15 protein-coding genes and 1 pseudogene are annotated in these 20,133 nt (G+C 64.8%); 6 read left to right on the top strand and 10 right to left on the bottom strand.

Annotated elements, in window-relative coordinates; translation table 11 throughout:
* The 8 genes and pseudogenes from A9X00_RS26820 to A9X00_RS26860 all read right to left on the bottom strand — a co-directional run.
* Positions 1-267 (bottom strand): annotated as a pseudogene (locus A9X00_RS26820) (hypothetical protein); the annotation flags it as partial.
* Between the two features lie 108 nt (positions 268-375).
* Positions 376-1,785 (bottom strand): dihydrolipoyl dehydrogenase, encoded by a 1,410-nt coding sequence (gene lpdA, locus A9X00_RS26825; RefSeq protein WP_067160779.1) that lies wholly within the window; start codon positions 1,783-1,785, stop codon positions 376-378.
* A gap of 31 nt (positions 1,786-1,816) precedes the next feature.
* A complete protein-coding gene (locus A9X00_RS26830) occupies positions 1,817-2,344 on the bottom strand; it encodes a YkgB family protein (RefSeq protein WP_067160622.1) in 528 nt (175 codons plus the stop codon).
* Positions 2,345-2,483: 139 nt separating this feature from the next.
* A complete protein-coding gene (locus tag A9X00_RS26835) occupies positions 2,484-3,098 on the bottom strand; it encodes a GNAT family N-acetyltransferase (RefSeq protein ID WP_067160624.1) in 615 nt (204 codons plus the stop codon).
* Positions 3,091-3,432 (bottom strand): tryptophanase, encoded by a 342-nt coding sequence (locus A9X00_RS26840; RefSeq protein ID WP_232006951.1) that lies wholly within the window; start codon positions 3,430-3,432, stop codon positions 3,091-3,093. The genes A9X00_RS26835 and A9X00_RS26840 overlap by 8 nt, the downstream gene beginning before the upstream one ends.
* A gap of 173 nt (positions 3,433-3,605) precedes the next feature.
* Positions 3,606-5,882, bottom strand: a complete 2,277-nt coding sequence (locus tag A9X00_RS26845) for a LuxR C-terminal-related transcriptional regulator (protein WP_067160630.1) — start codon at positions 5,880-5,882, stop codon at positions 3,606-3,608.
* A gap of 553 nt (positions 5,883-6,435) precedes the next feature.
* Positions 6,436-9,243 (bottom strand): AAA family ATPase, encoded by a 2,808-nt coding sequence (locus tag A9X00_RS26855; RefSeq protein WP_067160634.1) that lies wholly within the window; start codon positions 9,241-9,243, stop codon positions 6,436-6,438.
* Positions 9,244-9,330: 87 nt separating this feature from the next.
* A complete protein-coding gene (locus tag A9X00_RS26860; RefSeq protein WP_067160781.1) occupies positions 9,331-12,120 on the bottom strand; it encodes an AAA family ATPase in 2,790 nt (929 codons plus the stop codon).
* Between the two features lie 579 nt (positions 12,121-12,699).
* On the opposite strand from A9X00_RS26860, the gene A9X00_RS26865 reads away from it, so the two are divergent.
* The 5 genes from A9X00_RS26865 to ctaD all read left to right on the top strand — a co-directional run bounded on the left by A9X00_RS26865 (position 12,700) and on the right by ctaD (position 17,555).
* Positions 12,700-13,470 (top strand): SDR family NAD(P)-dependent oxidoreductase, encoded by a 771-nt coding sequence (locus tag A9X00_RS26865; protein WP_067160636.1) that lies wholly within the window; start codon positions 12,700-12,702, stop codon positions 13,468-13,470.
* A 72-nt stretch (positions 13,471-13,542) separates the two neighbouring features.
* Complete coding sequence (msrB, locus tag A9X00_RS26870; protein WP_067160638.1) at positions 13,543-14,031, top strand: peptide-methionine (R)-S-oxide reductase MsrB; 489 nt, start codon at positions 13,543-13,545, stop codon at positions 14,029-14,031.
* A complete protein-coding gene (gene msrA / locus A9X00_RS26875; protein WP_067160640.1) occupies positions 14,028-14,573 on the top strand; it encodes a peptide-methionine (S)-S-oxide reductase MsrA in 546 nt (181 codons plus the stop codon). Before msrB ends, msrA begins: the two co-directional genes overlap by 4 nt.
* A 132-nt stretch (positions 14,574-14,705) precedes the next feature.
* Entirely contained in the window at positions 14,706-15,794 is a 1,089-nt protein-coding gene (tal, locus tag A9X00_RS26880; protein ID WP_067160642.1) for a transaldolase, read from the top strand.
* A gap of 12 nt (positions 15,795-15,806) precedes the next feature.
* A complete protein-coding gene (ctaD, locus tag A9X00_RS26885; protein WP_067160644.1) occupies positions 15,807-17,555 on the top strand; it encodes a cytochrome c oxidase subunit I in 1,749 nt (582 codons plus the stop codon).
* A gap of 24 nt (positions 17,556-17,579) precedes the next feature.
* On the opposite strand, the gene A9X00_RS26890 is transcribed toward ctaD, so the two are convergent.
* Positions 17,580-18,236, bottom strand: a complete 657-nt coding sequence (locus tag A9X00_RS26890; RefSeq protein WP_232006952.1) for a sigma-70 family RNA polymerase sigma factor — start codon at positions 18,234-18,236, stop codon at positions 17,580-17,582.
* A gap of 353 nt (positions 18,237-18,589) precedes the next feature.
* Entirely contained in the window at positions 18,590-19,060 is a 471-nt protein-coding gene (locus A9X00_RS26895) for a DUF5709 domain-containing protein (RefSeq protein WP_067160652.1), read from the bottom strand.
* Positions 19,061-19,437: 377 nt separating this feature from the next.
* On the opposite strand from A9X00_RS26895, the gene A9X00_RS26900 reads away from it, so the two are divergent.
* Positions 19,438-20,028 carry a phosphoenolpyruvate carboxylase gene (locus A9X00_RS26900; protein ID WP_232006953.1) on the top strand — a complete coding sequence of 197 codons (591 nt, stop codon included), beginning with the start codon at positions 19,438-19,440 and terminating at the stop codon, positions 20,026-20,028.
* Positions 20,029-20,133: the final 105 nt, after the last annotated feature.

The following is a 20,133-nucleotide window of genomic DNA, read 5'->3' on the forward strand; positions in this document are numbered from 1 at the left end:
CGTCCGGCGCTGGATCGTGCCGTCGGACACCGACTGGACCAGGCCCTCGACGTAATCCTTGGGGACGGGGGGTGGCGCGGGAGCCGGCGGCGGCGCCGCGGCGGGCGCCGGGCTGCGCGGGATCGCGGTCACGGTCGGTTTCCCGGTGGTGCCGGTGTTGCTCGCCGTGCCGCCCGAGTGGCACATGGCGACGCTCAACGCGATGAATGCGACGACTGCGACCAGCGCGATCTGGGCCACGCGAGGCTTGACCGTGCTGACAGGCATCGACGCGGCTCCGATCGTGAATTACAGAAGTTCGGGCCCCGGGATACCCGCTTGCGGCGAGAATTCACCGGTCCGTAACCGAGATCACGGGCCGCGCGTAGGCGTCAGTTACAGATTGATGGCATTCCCGGTCAGAGCGTGAAAGCACTCCTGCAGCCCTTCACCCAGTGTGGGATGGGTGTGCACGTTTCGCGCCAGCTCGGTGGCGGTGAGGTCCCACAGCTGCGCCAGCGTCAGCTCGGGGAGGAGTTCGCTGACTTCGCTGCCGACCAAATGCGCACCCAGGATCTCGCCATATGTGTCGTCGGCAACCACCTTGATGAAACCGCCGCGTTCACCTAGTCCGTGGGCCTTGGCGCTGGCCTGCATCGGAAATGTTCCGATCCGCAAGCGGTAGCCGGCCGCGCGGGCTTGTTCTTCGGTGTAGCCGAAGCTGGCGACTTGCGGCTGGCAGAACGTCACGCGCGGCATCATCCGGTAATGCAGCGGCATCGTCTCGACACCGGCGATCGTTTCCGCGGCGATCACGCCTTGGGCGGAAGCGACATGGGCCAGTTGAACTTTGGCGGTGACGTCACCGACGGCATAGATATGCGGCGCCGACGTTCGCATGTAGTCGTCGATGTCGATAGCACCACCGGCGTCGAGACGCACTCCAGCGGCGTCGAGACCGATTCCTTCGACATTGGGACGAAATCCGATGCAGATGAAGGCCCGTGCGGCCTGCGCCGTCGCGGACGTTCCGTCAGCTCCGGTGTGGCTGACGACGACGTGGTCGCCGTGGTCGACGACCTTGTCCACCCGGGTGGATGTGTGAATCGTGATCCCGCGACGCCGGTAGTGCCGCTGAAGTTCTCGCGAAACATCGGCATCTTCGCCCGGAAGGACACGGTCGGCGAATTCCAGGATCTCCACGTGCACGCCGTAACTGTGCAGGATGTAGGCGAATTCCATGCCGATGCTGCCGCCGCCGATGATCACGATCGACTCGGGCGGGTCGGCGCTGAGAATCTGCTGTTCATAGGTGACGATGTTCTCGCTGAGGGCAACCCCCGGCAGCTCGCGCACGCGCGATCCGGTGGCGATTACCGCCTGGTCGAAGGTCACTAGTGTGGTGCCCCCGTCACGCAGGTCTACGTGGACGCTGTGGGGACTCGTGAAACGGCCATGGCCGTCGATCTCGGCGATGTTGTTCTTACGCATCAGGAAGTGCACGCCGCGGACCCGAGCCTCGGCGACTTCGCGGCTGCGCGAGAAGGCACGGGCGTAGTCGAGGCTGACGTCGCCGGAGATGCCGAACGTGGCGGACTGATGGGTGATGATGGAGGCGATTTCTGCATTGCGCAGCAATGCTTTTGAGGGAACACAGCCCGTGTTGAGGCACACCCCACCCCAATAGCGTTCCTCGACTATCCCGACGGTCATGCCAAGCTGGGCGGCGCGGATGGCGGCCACGTATCCCCCCGAGCCGGCGCCGAGGACGAGGAGGTCGTAGTGTTCGCCGGCCCGCGGGGTCAACACGGCTCCCGTTCTGCCGCATGCAACTTCATCAGGGGGAGCTCCAGTTTGATGCGGTGACGCCCGTCCTTTCGCGGGTCGCATCGACGGCGTCCGCCAGCAGCCACAGCGCTAAGCCGAAGAGCGCGATGTCCTTCATCAAGAATTCCCCGTCTGCGGACAAAACGGGAAAGCCGCCGGCAGACGCCTCGCCGACGCCGGGGGTCGTGATCATGAAACTCAGGGTGGTCACGAAGAACAGGCAGGCGAAGATGCCGCCCACCACGGAAGCTTTCGGGAACCAGGGCTTGACGGCCAGCAACGCTGCAGTAATCAATTCCAGTGATCCGTTGACAAGACCAAAGGTGTCGATAGACATGGCTTCGTAGACCCAACCCAAGAAGGGGCTATGCGCCACCCAATGCGAAATACCTTGGGATTCATAGTTTGTGAATTTCATGGCGCCGAACCAGGCCAGGACTATGACCAGGCCATACCGTGCGACGAGTGGGGCGATACCGGTCGTTCGAGGCTTCCCTCGGCCGGCGCTCGTCATGGTCGTGGCCTCGCTCTGTGACATGCCGTCTCCATATCTGTGTTTCGCGGCGGCTGCGGTCGCGGCTCAGCTCGACGACCACTGTCTCTGCGCAGCGGGTGAGTTGTCCTCACCCCCGCGCGCAATCCACCCGGGTGAGAGCGCGATAGCGGCAACGGGCGGACTAAGGCGTGCTTCCAGTCGAGTTCATCGGCGCACACGCCGGCTCCGGTAGGTCTAGGTCCGCCTTGCTCAGGCGATAGACCTGTAGCGTGAGGTTGTAGTACTTGTCGGTCTCGCCGACCCATTCCATGCCCACCCGTCGGGCGGTAGCCACACCGCGGCGATTCTCCGGTCGGACGACTGCGAAAACCTCGCTCACACCGAGGTTTTCGAATGCAAGATGGGCAACCGCGTGACCGGCTTCCGCGCCGTACCCGTAGCCCCAGGCCTTCGGACACAGCTGCCACCCGATCTCTAAATCAGTGCCGCCCGGCGGCAACGGAAGCAGTGCCACGCCCCCGAACACGTCTCCGGAGCTTTTGTCGGTGATTGCCCAGCGACCGAGCGGCAGCCCCGTCGGGTCGCGTTCGCCGAGCCACGTCGCCAGGACGTGTCGCATTTCGGTCCGACCGACGATGGGGGGCAAGGCCGGACACAGCCAACGCGCCACTTCGGGCGCGCCGTATATGGCGTATGCGTCGAGGTCATCATCGAGTTGCCATGGTCGCAGCACCAGCCGGGCTGTCCGGATGCGCCGCGTGTCGGCTTCCCACTCGACGCGGCGATGCTCAATCATTCCGACTCCTGGCCTCGCACCGCCGCAGGCAAATCAGGGCGAGCATCATCCGCAGTTGCGGCTCCTCTGGGCTGCCTGCGTAGCCATTCAGCCACCTGCTCAGCTTCGCGAGGATCGCCATCGGCAACGCCGACGGGGTCGACACGAGGGCAGTGAGGATGCGCTGGATCACGAGATATCCGTCTCCGCAGCCCAATTCGACGAAAGCAACCGTGCGCTCGTAGTCGGTCAGACACGGCTTGATCGCATCGATCAGCGACCATGCCATGTCCGCATCGGAGATAAACGGCGGGTCAATCATGACATCGATGGCGACCGGGGTCCGGGGCCTCATGGCGGTATCACCGTTGGCATGTCGTGGTTCCGTTCTCGGTCTTCCTGGCGGTTGCTACCGCTGCGCTGTTCTCATATCAGGCTGCCGCCTCGTCGGGTGAATCGTCATCACCCGACGGTCTGTTCACCCGGGTGATCAGCGGCAGGCGTTCGGGCAGGACCGATGCACGGGAACTACAACAGGCCGAGTTCTCGGGCTCGGCTCACCGCCGCGCTGCGGTGCTCCACGCGGAGCTTGCGGTAAACGGCGCGCTGGTGGCTCTTCACGGTATTGAGCGAAACGTACAGCCGCTCACCGATCTCACGCCGTGATAGCCGGGTGGCGAGCAGGCGAAGGACCTCGAGCTCCTTGGGGGTCAGCTCCTCGTCGACGGTGTACGCGTCGTTGCGCGAAGCCGCCGCGGTGCCCGCCTTGCGCTTGGTCGAACCGATCACCGCCGCGGCGACGGCGGCGTCCGCGCTACCGCTCACCAGGGCGTCGACCTCTTCGGCGATGGCCTTCGCGGCGCGATGGTCGCCGAGTTGCTCGGCGAGCTTCGCCCTGACCGACAACGTCTTCGCCACCTCGAGGATTGCCCCACCTTGACGCGCCGACGCGATGGCCATGTCGGCGGCGGCCACCGCTGCGGCCGCGTCGCCGCACATACGGAGCACTTCGGCCGTGGCGAGCGAGACCATCACGTCCACAAGGTGTTCGGCGTCCGTCAGGGGCCGGGAGCTGCCCGAAGCCCGGCGGACTTGGCGTTCGGCGTCGGCGAGTTGGTCAGCCTCGGCCGAAATCAGCGCCAGATGGCCCAGCGCGTGGCTGCGGGCGCGACGGTCGCCGACAGTTTCGGCAAGCTCTGCGGCCCGCCGGAAGGCGGCTTGCGCCTCTGCGGTGCTGCCCGAAAAGTACAGCGCGGATCCATAGATGCCGTACGCCGTGGCCCGGCCCAGCGGCGCTTCGGGCAGATCGAGGGTGATCGCCTGGCGAGCGGTCTCGAGCGCCGCGGTGACTTGAGCCGTCTTGAATGAGTGAACCGCGCGCAAGACGACGACTTGAGCGCTGATGGCGCGGGCGTCTGCGGTGTCACCCGCTGATCCGGTCTCGACCGCCTCGATCCATCCTGCGGCGTCATCGAGTCGGCCAACGCTTAGGGCGATCCACGCGCGCGCCACGCTCAGCCGCGGATCCTGTAGAACGGTCTGCTCGGGAAGCAGATCAAGCATGCCGGCGACGGTCGACAGGCCGCCTCCGTTGAACTCGTCGAGCCAGTCCGCGGCAATCAGATCAGCACTGCGCGCGATGTCACCGCCGGCGACCAGGTGCCGGACCGCCTCGTCGATCAGGCCCTCGCTCTCGAACCACGTTGCGGCTCGTCGGTGCAGTTCGGGGACGAGATCTGGCTCGCTGCGACGCAGCTCGGTGCGCAGCAATTCTCCGAACAGCTGGTGATAGCGATACCAGTGACGCGCCATGTCGAGCGGCACCACAAACAGGTTTTCGCGCTCGATCTTCTCCAAGGTCGCGGCCGAACCGGATGTTTGCAACATCGCGTCGCACAGCGGACCGCTGAGTCGTCCCAGGACCGAGGTACGTAGCAAAAAGCTGCGCAATTCGGGTGGCTGACCCTCGAGCACCTCGGCCATCAGGTAGTCGACGATATGACGGTTGTCGCCTGCGAATGTTCTGATGAACGCCGGCGCATCAACACGGCCGGCAAGGGACAGGGCGGCAAGGTAGAGGCCGGCAGCCCAGCCTTCGGTGCGTCGGTGCAACAGTTGGATATCTTCGTCGGCCAAGTCCAGCCCGAGGACACCGTTCAGTAGGTGGACGGCCTCATTAGGCCCGAAACGTAAATCATCAGTTCGCATCTCGGCGAGCTCGCCGCTGGCCCGCAGCCGAGCCAACGGCAGTATCGGATCCGATCGGGTCGCCAGTACCAAGTGGAGATCGGCCGGCATTCGGCTGATAAAGAATGCAAGCTGCTCATGGACCGCTCGACTGACCACCAGGTGATAGTCGTCGAGGATGAGCGCCATCGGACCGTCGACAGTGTCCAGATCATTCAGCAAGGTCGGCAGCACGACCTGCACCGGGTCGGCGCCCATCGCCAGCAGTTCGACCGCGCGTATCCCCACCGCCGGACTGATCTTCTGCAGCGCGGCGATTACGTACATCCAGAACCACACCGGGTCGTTGTCGGAGGAATCGAGGGACAGCCAGCCGAATCGCTGATCGTCGTCCGCACCGAGGACCCACTGAGCCAGCAATGTCGTCTTGCCCCATCCCGCCGGCGCACTCAGCAGTGTCAGCCTGCGGCGGCGCCCCGCCGACAGTGCGTCAAGCAGGGTGGTCCGGTGAACGAGTTGGGCGCCGATGGCAGGGATGTGCAGCTTGGTGCCGAGCAGGACCGCTCGTGCGGCGGCTTCTCCAAAGCCGTTGTCCCTGCGGCCATCCGAGCCGGTCATGTGCGAACTCCCCGAACTCTCCGAATCGATTGAACCGAGCATCCGGACGCCAACACTCGGCGCTACCGCTTCCTGGGTGGGTGCCGGCCGCTCCGATTCCCTGTCCTTCTCCGCGGGGTCGGGCGGGCTCGTTCTGCGCATCGATCGCGGTGAGGCCATTGAATCAGAAGCGTTTTCGGCGATTACCTCCGGCGCGCGCCTGCGGTTCCTGCTTGGGCTGGCGGACCCGCGTCCCGCTAAGGGCTCGAGGATTTTCTCGTGAGCCGCGCTCACGCTCTGGGCGCTCACCGTATTTCTCCTCTCCCGCATCGATGAATCGGCTCCGCCGACTCATCATGGCCGTCGGGACACCAACACGTACCCACCGACACCGAACACCACCGGCAACATCATCAACATGCCCAACAACGTGCTCATCATCATTCTCTCGATCCGCCCATGTCAGGGCTCAATCACTACGTTGGCAGCGCGACGCGTCCGTCACCATCGCCCGGCGGATGATCATTAGGGCCGGGGCGGTGTATGCGTAGTGGCCCGATATTTGACGGGCTGGTCAATCCATGCCGCGTTTGAGCTGCGCCAATTGGGCGCGGGAAGTAATGCCAAGTTTTGCAAATGCGTTGTGCGCGTGGGTCTTCACGGTGTGGGGGGACAGGTTCAGTTGCTGCGCGACGGAGCGGTTGGTCGCCCCTTCGGCGATCAGGTTGACGACCTTGAGTTCGGAGTCGGTGAGGCTGTCCCAGCCGGTTTTTGCCCGGGGGTGCGTGGCGATGCGCCGTTCCGTGCCCAACCTGCGCAGCGCGCGGCCGACGCGGCGGGCATCGGCGGTAGCCCCACACTCGAGGTAGGTGTCGAACGCCGCGTTCAGCTGGTCGAGCGCCTCGGCGTTGCGCTGTGTGCGACTCAGCTCGCCGCCGGCGTCCTCGGCGGCGCTGGCGGCGAGCAGCGGACGCGGGAATGCGCGAAGTGACTCCGCAGCAGCCACCAAGGCCTGGACATCGTGTTCGAGGATCCCGCGGGCATATCCGGCCACCGCGGCGAAGAGCGGCACCGCGGGCCGCTCACGCTTAAGCACCTCGGTGGCCTGCAGGACCCGTGCGCGCAGGCCGGCATCGCCGGCGGCCGAGGCCACCCGCGCACCCAAGATCAGCCGAACCAGTGCATGGGGGAACAGCGGCGTCGCCAAGAGGATGACGTCGCCGAGCCAGCGCATCGCGTCGTGAATGTCGTCGCGCTGCCACGCCGCCCGCGCGAGCACGTACGCCGAGCCGCGGCGTATGCCGGCGGAGCCAGCGGAGTGCGCTTGGCGCGCATCATTGACCATCTGCTGCAGCAAGTTCCGGTCATCGGTGTGCACCGCCACCTCGGCGAGAATCACCGTGCGAAGGACGTCGTGCTCGGTTGCCCCCGTCGGCTGTGGGGGCGGAAGTGACTCCGTCGCGTCACGAGCGGCCGACAGCCGGCCCGCGGCGAGGTGGACAAGCCCGCTGAAGACGGCCCACATGGCGAGGGCCATCGCGTTGCCTTCCTGGCGGGCTTGCCCGATACCCTCGGCGACCCGGGCCGCGGCGTCGTCCAACCGGCCGACGACCGCCAGCAGGTTTGCGTTGTACATTCCGGCATACGCATGCGCCAAAGCCGTTTCATTCGTGTGGGCGAGCGGCCAGAGCTCATCGAAACGTTGTAGCGCGCGCGACGTGTACCCCTCGCCGGCATCGAGCAGAGCGTGGGTGACGCCGGCCATGATCTTGGCCTCCAGATCACCGGTGACGGCCGCGGCCGCGGCCGCTTCGTCGGCGGCCGCGCGCCGTTGGCCGCCCTCGTCGAATATCAGGTTGTACGCCAGCCACGCCAGATGCCGTGCGCGGGTGACCTCGCTGATGCCGCTCAAGTCAAGCGCGCGCCGATTCTCCGCCACGCGCCGCTGGTCAGTGTGCTTCGTGTGCACCGGTAGCCGGAGACGGATTTCGGCCTCGACTTCGGGCGAGGCCGCCTCCGAGAGGGCCACGTCGGCCAACGCTTCGGCCTCGTCATAGCGGCTGGCCCGGTTGAGCCATCCCACCGTCTCACCGACCAGGGATGCATGCTCGGCGTCGTCGGCGGGCAACAGCTCCAACGCGCGCTTGCTCAAGTCCGCGGCCGCGCTCGCGTCGCCGCGGCCGACCGCGTGCGCGGCTTGGCGCAGCGCGTCGATCGCCTCACGGTCTCCCGGTTCGGCGCTGCGTGCCAACTGGGTGGCGACCTCGGCCGGCGCCGCGCCCATCCCCAGCATGACCGACGCCGACTGACGCTCCATCGCCCGGCGCAACGACTGTGGCAACGACTGCCGGGTCGCCTCGCGCAGCAGGTCGTGCCGAAACCTCAACCGCTCGCCGTCCTCGACGAAGAGGTCCGCGCGCACCGCCTCCTCCAGCGCCGACAGCAACGACGCCGGCGACCGTTCCAGCATCGCGGCCAACAGTTCGACCGAAAACCGGTCCGGCAGCACCGCGGCGACCCGTACCACCTCCGAAGCGGTATCGGAAAGCACGTCCAGTCGCTGCTGCATACTGACTGCCAGACGCCGCGGCAGCCCGTGTCCGGTAGCAACTGCCCGCCCGCCGCGAACGTTCAGTCGGTCCTCCTCGCCCAGCCCTCCGAGAAGCTCGCTGACCAAAAAGGGGTTTCCGTGCGCCTTGGCGGCCAGATTCAGCAGCGACACATCGGCTTTCGCGCGAACGGCGTCTTGGACCATGTCGGCGACCGCATCGGGCGTGATGGCCCCCAATCGCAAGAATGTGGCATTCGCGCGTTGCAGCACCGACAAGGTCTCCTGCACGGCCGGCCCGCCGGCCCCGGTGCGGGCAGTGAATACCCATAACACCGCCGCGTCCGGCCGCGCGGTGGCCATCGACCGCAGCGCCAACAGGGTGCCGTTATCGGCCCAGTGAATGTCCTCGAGCACAATGACCAGCGGGCTCTGTACTGCGGCAGCGTGAATGGCGTCGGCTAAATCGTGCACCACCCAATAGCGCAGATCGGCCGAGCCGCCTAGCTGGCGCAGCGCCTCGGCGTCGCCTACCGGGGGATCGGCGCTGAGGGTGGCCATGAACAACGAGAAAAACGGCACCGTTTGCTGATACTCGAACGCCTCCCCGAACAGGGTGCGTACCTCAGACGTGTCGGCCAGCACCAACACCTCGGTCAGCAACCGGCTTTTTCCGATGCCGGGTGGACCCTCGATGACCAGGACGCCCCCGCGCCCCTGAGCGACCGCCGCGATCAGGGTGCCGATCAGTTTGAGCTCGTCTGAGCGCCCCCGGATCGGCGGAGTGACCAGCCGCTGACCATCGACATCGAAAATGCCAGTTGAAGCCCCCATCGGGTGTCCTGTTCACGATCTGCCGGACTGCCGCTCAAGTGGACGTCATTCTAGCCCGCCGACCTCGCGCGTCCGATTTGCTGTCGATCAATCGGCGCCCCGGATGAGCTGCGCCAATTGTGCGCGCGATGTGATGCCGAGTTTGGCGAAGGCATTGTGTAGATGCGTCTTCACGGTGTTGGGGGAGAGGTGCAGTTGCTGCGCGACGGACCGGTTCGTCGCGCCTTCGGCGATGAGGTTGACAACCTTGAGTTCGGAGTCGGTGAGGCTGTCCCAGCCGGTTCTTGCCCGCGGGTACGTGATGCGCCGTTCTACGCCTGATCGGCGTAGCGTGCGGCCGACCCGGCGGGCATCGGCAATCGCTTCGCACTCGATGTAGGTGTCGAATGCCGCGTTCAGCAGCTCGAGCGCCTCGGCGTTGTGCTGTGTGCGACTCAGCTCGCCGCCCGCGTCCTCCGAGGCGCTGGCGTAAAGAAGGGGCCGTGACGACGAGCGAAGCGACTCTGCGGCAGCCACCAACGCCTCGGCATCACGCTCGAGGATCCCGCGGGTGTGCTGGGCGACTGTCGAGAACAACCGAACCCCCGGCCGCTCACGCTCGAGCACCTCAACGTCGTCCATTAGACGCGTTAGCAGGCCGGCATCACCTGCGGCTGACGCCACCCGCGCGGTCAAGGTCAGCTGATCCAAAACCGTTGGCAAGAACGGTGTCACAAATAGCGAGATATCGCTGCCGAGCCAGCGCACCGCCTCATGGACGTCGTCGCGCTGCCACGCCGCCAGCCCTAGCAGGCCCGCCGCCTCGCGACGTACGGAAGGCGAACCGTTGGAGTAGGCATCGCGCGCCCCACTCATGGTCTCTAGCAACAGCGTTCGGTCGTCGGTGCGCGCCGCCACCTCCGCCAGGATGAACATGCGCCTCGCGTCTACATACGTCGATCCCGTTCGATCCGGAGCTGGCAGCGACTCGATCGCGGCCCGGGCAGCCGACAACCGGCCAGCGGCCACCTCCACCCCTCCGGCGGTCAGGCCCCAGATGTGCAGGGCCATGCCGTCGCGTTCCTTTCGCGATCTTTCTGTGCGGCGCGCGACCAGCACCGCGGCATCTTCCGTCCGTCCGACGATGGCAAGCAGGTTTGACAGGTGGATTGCAGCGAGGTGTTGAGCGGTCGGATCACCCGCGGGGGTCAGTGCCTGAAGTTCCTCGACGCGGTGTAGCGCGCGGTCCGGGTACCCGCTGGCGCAGTCGAGACAGGCAACTGCGATTTCGGACAGAATCTTTGACTCGAGATCGCCGCTGGATGCAGCCGCGGCCGCCGCTTCGTTAGCGGCCGCGCTGTCCTGTCCGTCTTGGCCGTCCATCGCCAGGTTGTAAGCCAGCCACGCCCGATGTCGTGCCTGGGTGGCGTCGCTGAGGTGGGGCAACTGAAGTGCGCGGCGGTTCTCTTCGATGTGTCGCGTTGTCGTGTCCGTGATTACCGTCGGGAGACGGAGACGAATCTTGGCCTCTTCCTCGGGGGAAAGCGCGGAAGACAGGCTGGTGGTGGCCAACTGTTGCGCTTCCTCGAAGCGGGTGGCCCGATTCAGTAGCACGATCGTTTCTGTCACGAGTGCCCCACGTCCTGGATTTTCGAGGGGCTGGAGTTCTAACGCGCGCTTGCTCAAATCCGCCGCAACGCTGGGATCGCCATTGGCCACCGACTGTGCGGCCTGGCGAAGTGCCGTGATCGCGGCCTGATCGCCCACCTCGGCGCTGCGGGCGAGCTGGGTCGCGACCTCCTCGGGCGCCGCCCCCATGTCCAGCATGATGGTTGCCGATTGCCGCTCCATCGCTCGGCGCAGCGATTGGGGCAAAGATTGCCGCGTCGCTTCACGTAGCAGATCATGACGGAACCTCATCAGTTCACCGTCTTCGACGAGTAGGTCGGCGCGTACTGCCTCTTCTATCGCCGATACCAAGGCGGCCGGTTGACGTTCCAGCATCGCGGCGAGCAGCCGGGCCGAGAACTGGTCAGGCAGCACCGCAGCCACCTGCACGACCTCCCTCGCGGCGTGGCAGAGCTGGTCGAGTCGTTGCTGCATCGTGTCGCTGAGCCGTCGCGGCAACGTGTCTCCCGTGGCGACCGCCCGGCCGCCGCTGACATCGAGCCGGCCGTCCTCGTCCAGTCCTCGCAGCAGCTCCGTTAGCAGGAAGGGATTGCCGTGCGCCTTGTCGGCGAGACCTAGGAGCGAAGCGTCCGCGTTGGCTCGCACGGCGTCTTGAACAATGTCGGCGACCGCGTCCGGCGTTATAGCCGCCAACCGCAGAAATCTGGCATCCTCGCGTTCCAGAGCGGTCAGAGTCTCGCGGACGGCCGGGCCGCCGGCGCCGGTTCGTGCAGTAAGCACCCACAGCACGGGGGCATCGGTCCTCGTCGCCAGCGACCGCAGCGCAAGCAGGGTGGCGTTATCGGCCCAGTGGATGTCCTCGAGGAGGATCGCCAAGGGTGTTCGGGACGCGGCCGCATGTATGGCGGCCTGCAAATCGCGCACCACCCAGTAGCTCAGATCGGCCGACGTGCCCAAGCGGCGCAAAGCATCCACATCACCGACGGGCGGGTCTGCGCGCAGGGTCGCCATGAACAACGAGAAAAATGGCACCGTCTGCTGGTACTCGAAGGCCTCGCCGAATAGTGTCCGAACACCAGCCTTTCCGGCGAGCGTCAAGACCTCGGTCAACAGACGACTTTTCCCTATCCCGGGCGGCCCCTCGATGACCAATATGTCCCCGCGCCCCTGGGCGACCGCCGAGACCAGCGCGCCGACCACCTCCAGTTCGCCCGGTCGGCCACGAATGGGCGGTGTGCGCACCCTTCCCGACGCCCTCGCGGTGCTCACGCGGGCCACCGCCCACCGACGTGAAGTGGGTGGGCCGAAGAGCTCCAAGTTGTGGTATCCACAGTCCCCGCCACCGCTAGTGTTGGAGGTCAGTGTAAGCGTGAACCGCGGTTACGCGTCCACCGCCGCTACCGCAGTAGCTCAATCGAACTCTCCAAACTGGCTGGTGACTCGTAATACCCGTATCAGCGCCGGCTACACCACCGAGGCGTCATCACCGTCACCGATCTAGCCAGAACGCTCGCGTCAATGAACGTGCTTCACCCTGAACTAGGTTGTAGTAGCGGGCAATTCGGCCGTGATGCCCCGCTGCTGCCGCGTGGCCACAAACAAGGATCGACAGCCGATGGTGACGACCGGGGGTAGGCGTCACCCGAAAGGACTCAGCTTCAGAACTCACCCGGGTGAAACGGCGCCGGGGTGATGACGGCACACCCCGCCCGACTGCAGACTGATGGCAGTTCAACGCCGATATACGTCGCGCGAATGTCGTCGCCACGGCGTCAACTCGTTTTGCCGGGCAAAGCTGAAGACGGCCCGGCAGAAGCCGTCGAGAGTGATCAGGAGAAGGGTCCCACCATGCACTTCGAATCCAAGAAGGTCATCGTCGTCGGCGGCAGTGCCGGCATGGGTCGGCAGGTCGCCGTTGATGTCGTGCGCCACGGCGGCAGCGCGGTGATCGTCGGCCGGTCGAAAGACCGGGTCGAAGACACCCTGGCCGAGCTGACCGGCGACGGTGGTCAAGCTTGGGGTATCACCGCCGAGTTGACGGATCGCGGTGCGGTCGCCGATGTGCGGCGCGTGCTTTCCGAGGATCACAGCGATGCCACACTGTTGGTGAATGCGGCCGGATTCTTCATCCCGAAGGCGTTTCTCGCGTACGACGCGCAGGATTACGACTCGTACATGGAGCTCAACTATGCCCTGTTTTTCCTGACGCAAGCCGTCGTTGAGGGCATGATCGCCCGCGGTGAGGGCAGGTCCATCGTCAACATCGGCAGCATGTGGGCACACCAGGCGATCGGTCTGACGCTGTCGTCGGGATATTCGATGCAAAAGGCGGGCCTGCATGCGCTGACCCACAACCTGGCCATCGAGCTTGCCGGGCACAAGATCCGCGTCAACGCGGTGGCGCCCGCCGTCGTCAAGACACCGCTCTACGAGGGCTTCATCCCCAAAGACGAGATCGACGCCACCTTGGACACATTCGCGCCGCTTCATCCGCTCGGACGAGTCGGCACCCCGGCCGACGTGGCCAACGCGGTGACGTATCTGCTGTCTGACGAGGCCAGTTGGGTCACCGGCGCGATTCTCAACGTCGACGGCGGCATCATGGCCGGCCGCAACTAAGTCAGCGGTGACGCCGGATACACCGAAACGCCAAGCGCGTCAACACAAATCCGGGCAAACGAAGGAGACCAGGTGTCACACCAATACAGCAAGGACCCCGCCGCGGTCGACGCGCTGAGCCCCGAGCAATACCGCGTCACCCAGGAGAACGGCACGGAGCCCCCGTTCACCGGCGAGTATTGCAATAACCACGAGCCGGGCATCTACGTCGACATTGTCTCGGGCGAACCGCTTTTCGCCTCGGTGAACAAATTCGACAGCGGAACCGGATGGCCGAGCTTCACCCAGCCCATCAGCGCGGACAGCCTCGTAGCGAGGCGCGATCGCAGCCACTTCATGGATCGAGTCGAGGTGCGGTCGGCCCGCGCGGACAGCCATCTGGGGCACGTATTCCCCGACGGCCCCGCGGAAGCCGGCGGGTTGCGCTACTGCATCAACTCGGCATCCCTGCGATTCATTCACCGCGATGACCTGGAAGCCCAGGGCTACGGCCAATATCTGCCCTTGTTCACGAAAGATGATTCCGAACAACGCCTGAGCGTCGGCGAGCAGCAACCATGACGCACCGGAACAACACCGCAGTTCTTGCCGGCGGGTGCTTTTGGGGCATGGAGGACCTGTTCCGCCGGCAACCCGGAGTCGTGTCCACTCGTGTCGGCTACACCGGCGGCAGCAACCGGCGTCCCACCTACCGCAATCACCCGGGCCACGCCGAGGCACTCGAAATCACCTACGACCCGGACGAGACCAATTACCGGGCGCTGCTGGAATTCTTCTTCCAGATCCACGATCCGACCACCAGGAATCGTCAGGGCAACGATGTCGGGACCAGCTACCGGTCCGCAATCTTCTATCTGGACGACGAGCAAAAGCAAATCGCACTGGACACCATCGCCGACATCGACGATTCAGGGCGATGGCCGGGCAAGGTCGTTACCGAGGTCAACCCGGCCGGCGAGTTCTGGGAAGCCGAACCCGAGCACCAGAACTACTTGCAGCGCTACCCATCCGGCTACACCTGCCACTACATCCGCCCCGAGTGGACGGTACCCAGCCGCGGTGAGGGTGCGGGCGGTGGAGCAGTTGCGGCGGAATATGCATGACCAGGGACCTGCGACTCAACCGGATCGGCAGGTGCTGTTGAGCGCCTACGCGCCGTTGGTCCTATATGGTGCCGCATGGGCCGCGGCGAGGGGCTTAGTTCGAGTCGGTAGCCGGCGATCGGCGGCGACTGGATGACTCAGAACGCGAATTTGGCAGCGCTATCGGCGGCGGGGGTTTCGGTCTGGCTGGATGACTTGTCCCGCCCCCTTCTCCGTTCGGGCAAGTTGCGGCAACTGATCGACACGAGAAGCGTTGTCGGCGTTACCACTAACCCGTCGACCTTTGAGCGCGCACTTTCTCAAGGGCGCGCCTACGATGGCCAGATCGCCGAGCTGACGGCCCGCGGTGCGGACATCGACGCTGCGGTCCGCACGGCGATCACCGACGACGTCCGGGCGGCCTGCGATGTGCTGCGCGCGCAATGGGAGAACTCCGACGGCGTCGACGGACGGGTGTCCATCGAAGTCGATCCGTCACTGGCCCACGACGCCGATGCGACAGTCGCGCAGGCCGTCGAGTTGGCCAAGATCGTCGACCGGCCCAACGTGCTGGTGAAGATACCGGCGACCGCCGAAGGGCTGCCCGCGATCACCGCGGCGCTGGCCGCAGGTGTCTCCGTGAACGTGACGCTGATCTTTTCCGTCACACGGCACCGAGCGGTTATGGACGCCTACTTGGCCGGCATCGAGGCCGCGCAGCATGCTGGCGCTGATCTGACTCAAATTCATTCGGTGGCATCATTGTTCGTGTCTCGCCTGGACACCGAAGTCGACAATCGGCTTGAGGCGATCGGCACCGATGAGGCGCTCGCACTGCGGGGGAAAGCGGGAATCGCCAACGCACGGTTGGCCTATGCGGCGTACCAGCAGGTGTTCGAGTCCGGACCGCGTTACGCCGCACTGCGCGCCGCCGGTGCCCGCGAGCAACGCCTGCTGTGGGCTTCCACCGGGGTTAAGAACCCCGCATATCCCGACACGATGTACGTCGCCGAACTCGTGGCGCCCAACACCGTCAGCACCATTCCCGAGCCGACACTGGAGGCGGTCGCCGACCACGGCGACATCACCGGTGAAACCATGGCCGGCAAGGCGGCGCAGGCGCAAGAAGTGTTCGACCGGCTGACCTCGGTCGGTATCGATCTGCCCGACGTGTTCGACGTGCTGGAACACGACGGGGTGGCCAAGTTCGCGGCATCCTGGTCTCGGGCACTCCAGATCTAGGAGACCGCTCTAATGTCCACTTCGGCGGCCTTGTTACAAGGGCTTCGGGCGAGCCGGCCGTTCCCGGAACGTGTCCGCCCCAAGGGTAGCCTCATCTACCGGCTCATCACGACGACCGATCACAAGATGATCGGGATGATGTATGTCGTCGCGTGCTTTACGTTCTTTTTACTCGGCGGGCTCATGGCACTCCTGATCCGTGCCGAACTGGCCGCACCTGGGCTGCAGTTTCTGTCCAACGAGCAATACAACCAACTGTTCACCATGCACGGCACGGTCATGCTGCTGTTCTATGCGACCCCGATCGTGTTCGGGTTCGCCAACCTGGTGCTGCCTCTGCAGATCGGCGCCCCGGACGTTGCCTTCCCTCGGCTCAACGCGCTGTCGTTCTGGCTGTTCGTGTTCGGTGCGGTCATTGCCCTGGCCGGCTTCATCGCCCCCGGCGGCCCGGCGGACTTTGGTTGGACCGCCTACACCCCGCTTTCCGACGCGATCCACTCGCCCGGCCCGGGAGGTGACTTGTGGATTCTGGGGCTTATCGTCGGCGGCTTGGGCACGATCCTGGGTGGGGTCAACATGATCACCACTGTGGTGTGTCTGCGCGCCCCGGGCATGACGATGTTCCGGATGCCGGTCTTCACGTGGAACATCCTGGTCACCAGCATCATGGTGCTGGTGGCGTTCCCGCTCCTGACGGCGGCGTTGTTCGGGTTGGCCGCCGACCGCCATCTCGGCGCGCACGCGTTCGACCCGGCCAACGGCGGAGTCCTGCTGTGGCAGCACATGTTCTGGTTCTTCGGCCACCCCGAGGTCTACATCATCGCGCTGCCCTTCTTCGGTATCATCACCGAAGTCATCCCGGTTTTCGCCCGCAAACCGCTGTTCGGCTACTCCACCATGGTTTACGCCACCATCAGCATCGGGGCGCTGTCGATCGCGGTCTGGGCGCACCACCTGTATGCCACCGGTGCGGTGCTGCTCCCGTTTTTTTCCTTCGCCACCTACCTCATCGCCGTTCCTACCGGAATCAAGTTCGTCAACTGGATCGGCACAATGTGGAAGGGGCAGTTGACCTTCGAGACCCCGATGCTGTTCGCAGCAGGTTTCCTCGTGACCTTTCTGCTCGGCGGCATGTCGGGCGTGCTGCTGGCCAGCCCACCGATCGACTTTCACGTCACCGACACGTACTTTGTGGTCGCCCACTTCCATTACGTTCTGTTCGGCACCATCGTGTTCGCCACTTACGCCGGGCTGTATTTCTGGTTCCCCAAGATGACCGGGAGGCTACTCGACGAGCGGCTGGGCAAGTTGCACTTCTGGCTGACGCTGATCGGGTTTCACACAACGTTTCTGGTACAACACTGGCTCGGCAACAAGGGGATGCCGCGGCGCTACGCCGACTACCTGCCCACCGACGGGTTCACCACACTCAATGTCGTCTCAACGATCGGGGCGTTCATCCTCGGTGCTTCGATGCTGCCATTCGTGTGGAACGTGTTTCGTAGCTGGCGCTATGGCGAACCGGTGACCGTCGACGACCCCTGGGGGCATGGTAATTCTCTCGAGTGGGCCACCAGTAGCCCACCCCCGCGGCATAACTTCACCGAATTGCCGCGCATCCGTTCTGAGCGACCCGCGTTCGAGCTGCACTATCCACACATGATCGACCGCATGCGGAGTGAGGCCCACTTCGTGCGCGCAGCGAATAAGCGGCAACCGCCACGGAATGTTCCCGAGCGAGGGACGCGGCCACTCGCCTAGCGGGGTCAGCCGTCGGCTTCCGGATCAACGCTGCTGAACCAGTCTCCGTTGACTCTTACGCACCGTTGGTGGCTCCGTTCGGCGCCTCGGCTGCTGTCCTGGCCGGCCGACTTGCGAGTCGAATAATAATTCGCGCAATTGTTTTCGTCCGCGGTTGATCCTCGAACCTACCGTTCCTTGCCGGGTGTCCGTCATCGCTGCGATTTCCTTGTAGGAGTATCCCTCGATGTCGGCGAAATACACGGCGGTGCGAAACTCCTCAGGTAGGGCCATCATTGCCGCCTGCAGATGCGGGTCGAGCAGCGCTTGGAGCGCGTGGTCTTCGGCCGACCGGAGGCCGCCCGAAGCGCGGGGGGCACTGGCCATTATCTGTCGGTCGGTGAACTCAGCAGTGGGACGTTCTGCGGGACGGCGCTTTTGCCTCCGGTAGCCACTGATATACGTGTTGATCATGATCCGCCGCAGCCATGCGTTGAGGTTCGTTCCTGGCTCGAATGCCCGGAGACCGGCATAAGCATTAAGCACGGTTTCTTGCACCAGATCCTCGGCGTCCAGTCGGTTCAAGGTCATCCGAAGGGCCTGTCGATAGAGAGGCTCAAGCAGCGGTATGATGGCGCCTTCGAATTGAGTGTGCGGCGAAACATCAAGCGCCCTTGTGCATTCCCCGCGCACGCGAGCCACGTTATGCTCCCGCCATCGCGAAGAGGTCTGACACATCGCAAGGGTGGCCACCGCTTGCGGGAGTCAGCTGTTCGGCTGCAGCGTTGCCGGTCATCGCATGATCTTCTTTCTGTCGCTGTAGATACGCGGTCGTTTGCGGCCCGACAAATGCCGATTCGAGGTTGCCGACCTCGGCCAAGGAACTGCTCCGCGCGCCAATCTGGTGCCAGCATCTACTGCCAGGGGGTGAGTGGTCATCACCCGCCGACGCAATTCATCCGGATGAGCGTTTGCCCCACTTACGATGCACAACCGTTCCACCCGTTCGCAATGTCGTGGGGCCCACTAGGCATGTCACCCAAATGGTCTGGGTTCTACGAACGCGTGCGACCCTCATGGTCGGTGGCGTCCTCCTCGACGATTATGTGGATAGCGGCTTCCTCAGCCGATGCAGCGCCGCCGTCGATTCCCACGTCGATGGCGCGGTAATCGCTACTTGGATCCGCGGGGTCTACTCCGACGGCGACGAGCCGACCGGCACGCATGTCCCCAACCTGACGATCGATAGGCTCGCCATCGCCGTCGGCGCTGTCGCCGATCCCGTCGCCGTCCCACTGATCGGTAACGTCGGGCAGCTCGCGGGCCAATCGGCGCGCCAGGCTTTCGTGGGTTCGCGCTTCCCGCGCGGTCAGCCCCCACGCCCGCAATTCGCGCGGGCTTTCCGGTGGCGAGTAGCCTTCGTCCAGATCGATGCCGGTCTCTTCTGAGTCCAGGCTTTCTTCTGGTTCGAGCAGATGGGCCTGCACGTCATCGAACTCAGAAATCCCCATCGGCGCCATCTCCATTCGGTATCTCTAAGGCCCACTCGCGCAGTCAGGTCCGCCACTTCAGCGAGACCACTGAACACGCTTGGTCGGTGTGGATCCGGTGAGCATGCCGTATGGAGGGGTGAACTGTCGTCGCCCATCTCGCGAGTCGCCCGGGTGATAGACGGACGAACCGCGGAGCCGCAACCGGGCGTGATATCCGGGGGATAGGACCGCCCAGGTCATCATGCGATTCGCTGTTGATCTATCCGCGCGACGAATGAGCGACGTCAGTTGACGCTTTCCGGACGGTTCTTTTTCCTAGTCGCCATGAGCCTCCCTAACCGCCCGGGTGAATAAGTTTGCCGGGCGATGACTAGTCATCCCACATCGATAAATGCTGGCTTATCAGATGGTTGGCCCGGCACGTAAAGCTCGCCACGTCATTGGGATCCGCGTTCGGCGACTTGGCCCTGTTTATCACCGCGGGAAGCCATCGCCACGAATTGGAGAATCAGATGAAACCCCGCCAATCTCAACGATTGCCTGCTGAATACGGCTACGGCGACGCGCGAACACAACGGCTGCTGCATCGAATGCGTGACGCCCTCGGTGCCCGGCGGTGGACGCACCGGAAAGGAGATCCCGCGATCGACCCCGTCCCGGGGATGGAGGAGCAACTTCATGCGCTGCGGCCGGTCTGCAGCGCCCAGCGGGTGTCGACCGGCAACACTTGCGGTGCGCCCGCGACAGCGGTCGCCGAGATACACGCCATCGACGGATGCGACCAGATGGGGCTGAACCCAGACGGCGATATCGTCGAGACGCTCTGCCCACCCTGCCTGGCTACTTTGCGTCGGGCTATGGCGGCCTATGTGGGCGACAAACGGGAGATGGCGTCCCGATGCGGCACCCGCCCGCTGTGCTCCACCTGCGGGCGTCCCACTGGATACCTGCGCAGCGTCTTCTCCGTGCGCATGATTGTGCCCGCGGGCCCGGCATCATGAACCGACAGCGTGTGGCCCGCTATTTGTGGCAGTGGTTTCCGGTGATTACACCGTCCTCACGTTCTTTCGTGGGGCGCTTCGCACGCCGACGCGGCGTGAATGTGG

The sequence above is a fragment of the Mycobacterium sp. 1245805.9 genome (genome assembly GCF_001672915.1).
Taxonomy (GTDB): Bacteria; Actinomycetota; Actinomycetes; order Mycobacteriales; family Mycobacteriaceae; genus Mycobacterium.

What these genes read in the sequence shown, in the direction of transcription:
- A9X00_RS26830 (WP_067160622.1), bottom strand. Translation starts at nt 2,344, where the DNA reads ATGTCACAGAGCGAGGCCACGACCATGACGAGCGCCGGCCGAGGGAAG.
- A9X00_RS26835 (WP_067160624.1), bottom strand. Translation starts at nt 3,098, where the DNA reads ATGATTGAGCATCGCCGCGTCGAGTGGGAAGCCGACACGCGGCGCATC.
- A9X00_RS26840 (WP_232006951.1), bottom strand. Translation starts at nt 3,432, where the DNA reads ATGAGGCCCCGGACCCCGGTCGCCATCGATGTCATGATTGACCCGCCG.
- A9X00_RS26845 (WP_067160630.1), bottom strand. Translation starts at nt 5,882, where the DNA reads ATGACCGGCTCGGATGGCCGCAGGGACAACGGCTTTGGAGAAGCCGCC.
- A9X00_RS26855 (WP_067160634.1), bottom strand. Translation starts at nt 9,243, where the DNA reads ATGGGGGCTTCAACTGGCATTTTCGATGTCGATGGTCAGCGGCTGGTC.
- A9X00_RS26865 (WP_067160636.1), top strand. Translation starts at nt 12,700, where the DNA reads ATGCACTTCGAATCCAAGAAGGTCATCGTCGTCGGCGGCAGTGCCGGC.
- msrA (WP_067160640.1), top strand. Translation starts at nt 14,028, where the DNA reads ATGACGCACCGGAACAACACCGCAGTTCTTGCCGGCGGGTGCTTTTGG.
- tal (WP_067160642.1), top strand. Translation starts at nt 14,706, where the DNA reads ATGACTCAGAACGCGAATTTGGCAGCGCTATCGGCGGCGGGGGTTTCG.
- ctaD (WP_067160644.1), top strand. Translation starts at nt 15,807, where the DNA reads ATGTCCACTTCGGCGGCCTTGTTACAAGGGCTTCGGGCGAGCCGGCCG.
- A9X00_RS26895 (WP_067160652.1), bottom strand. Translation starts at nt 19,060, where the DNA reads ATGGAGATGGCGCCGATGGGGATTTCTGAGTTCGATGACGTGCAGGCC.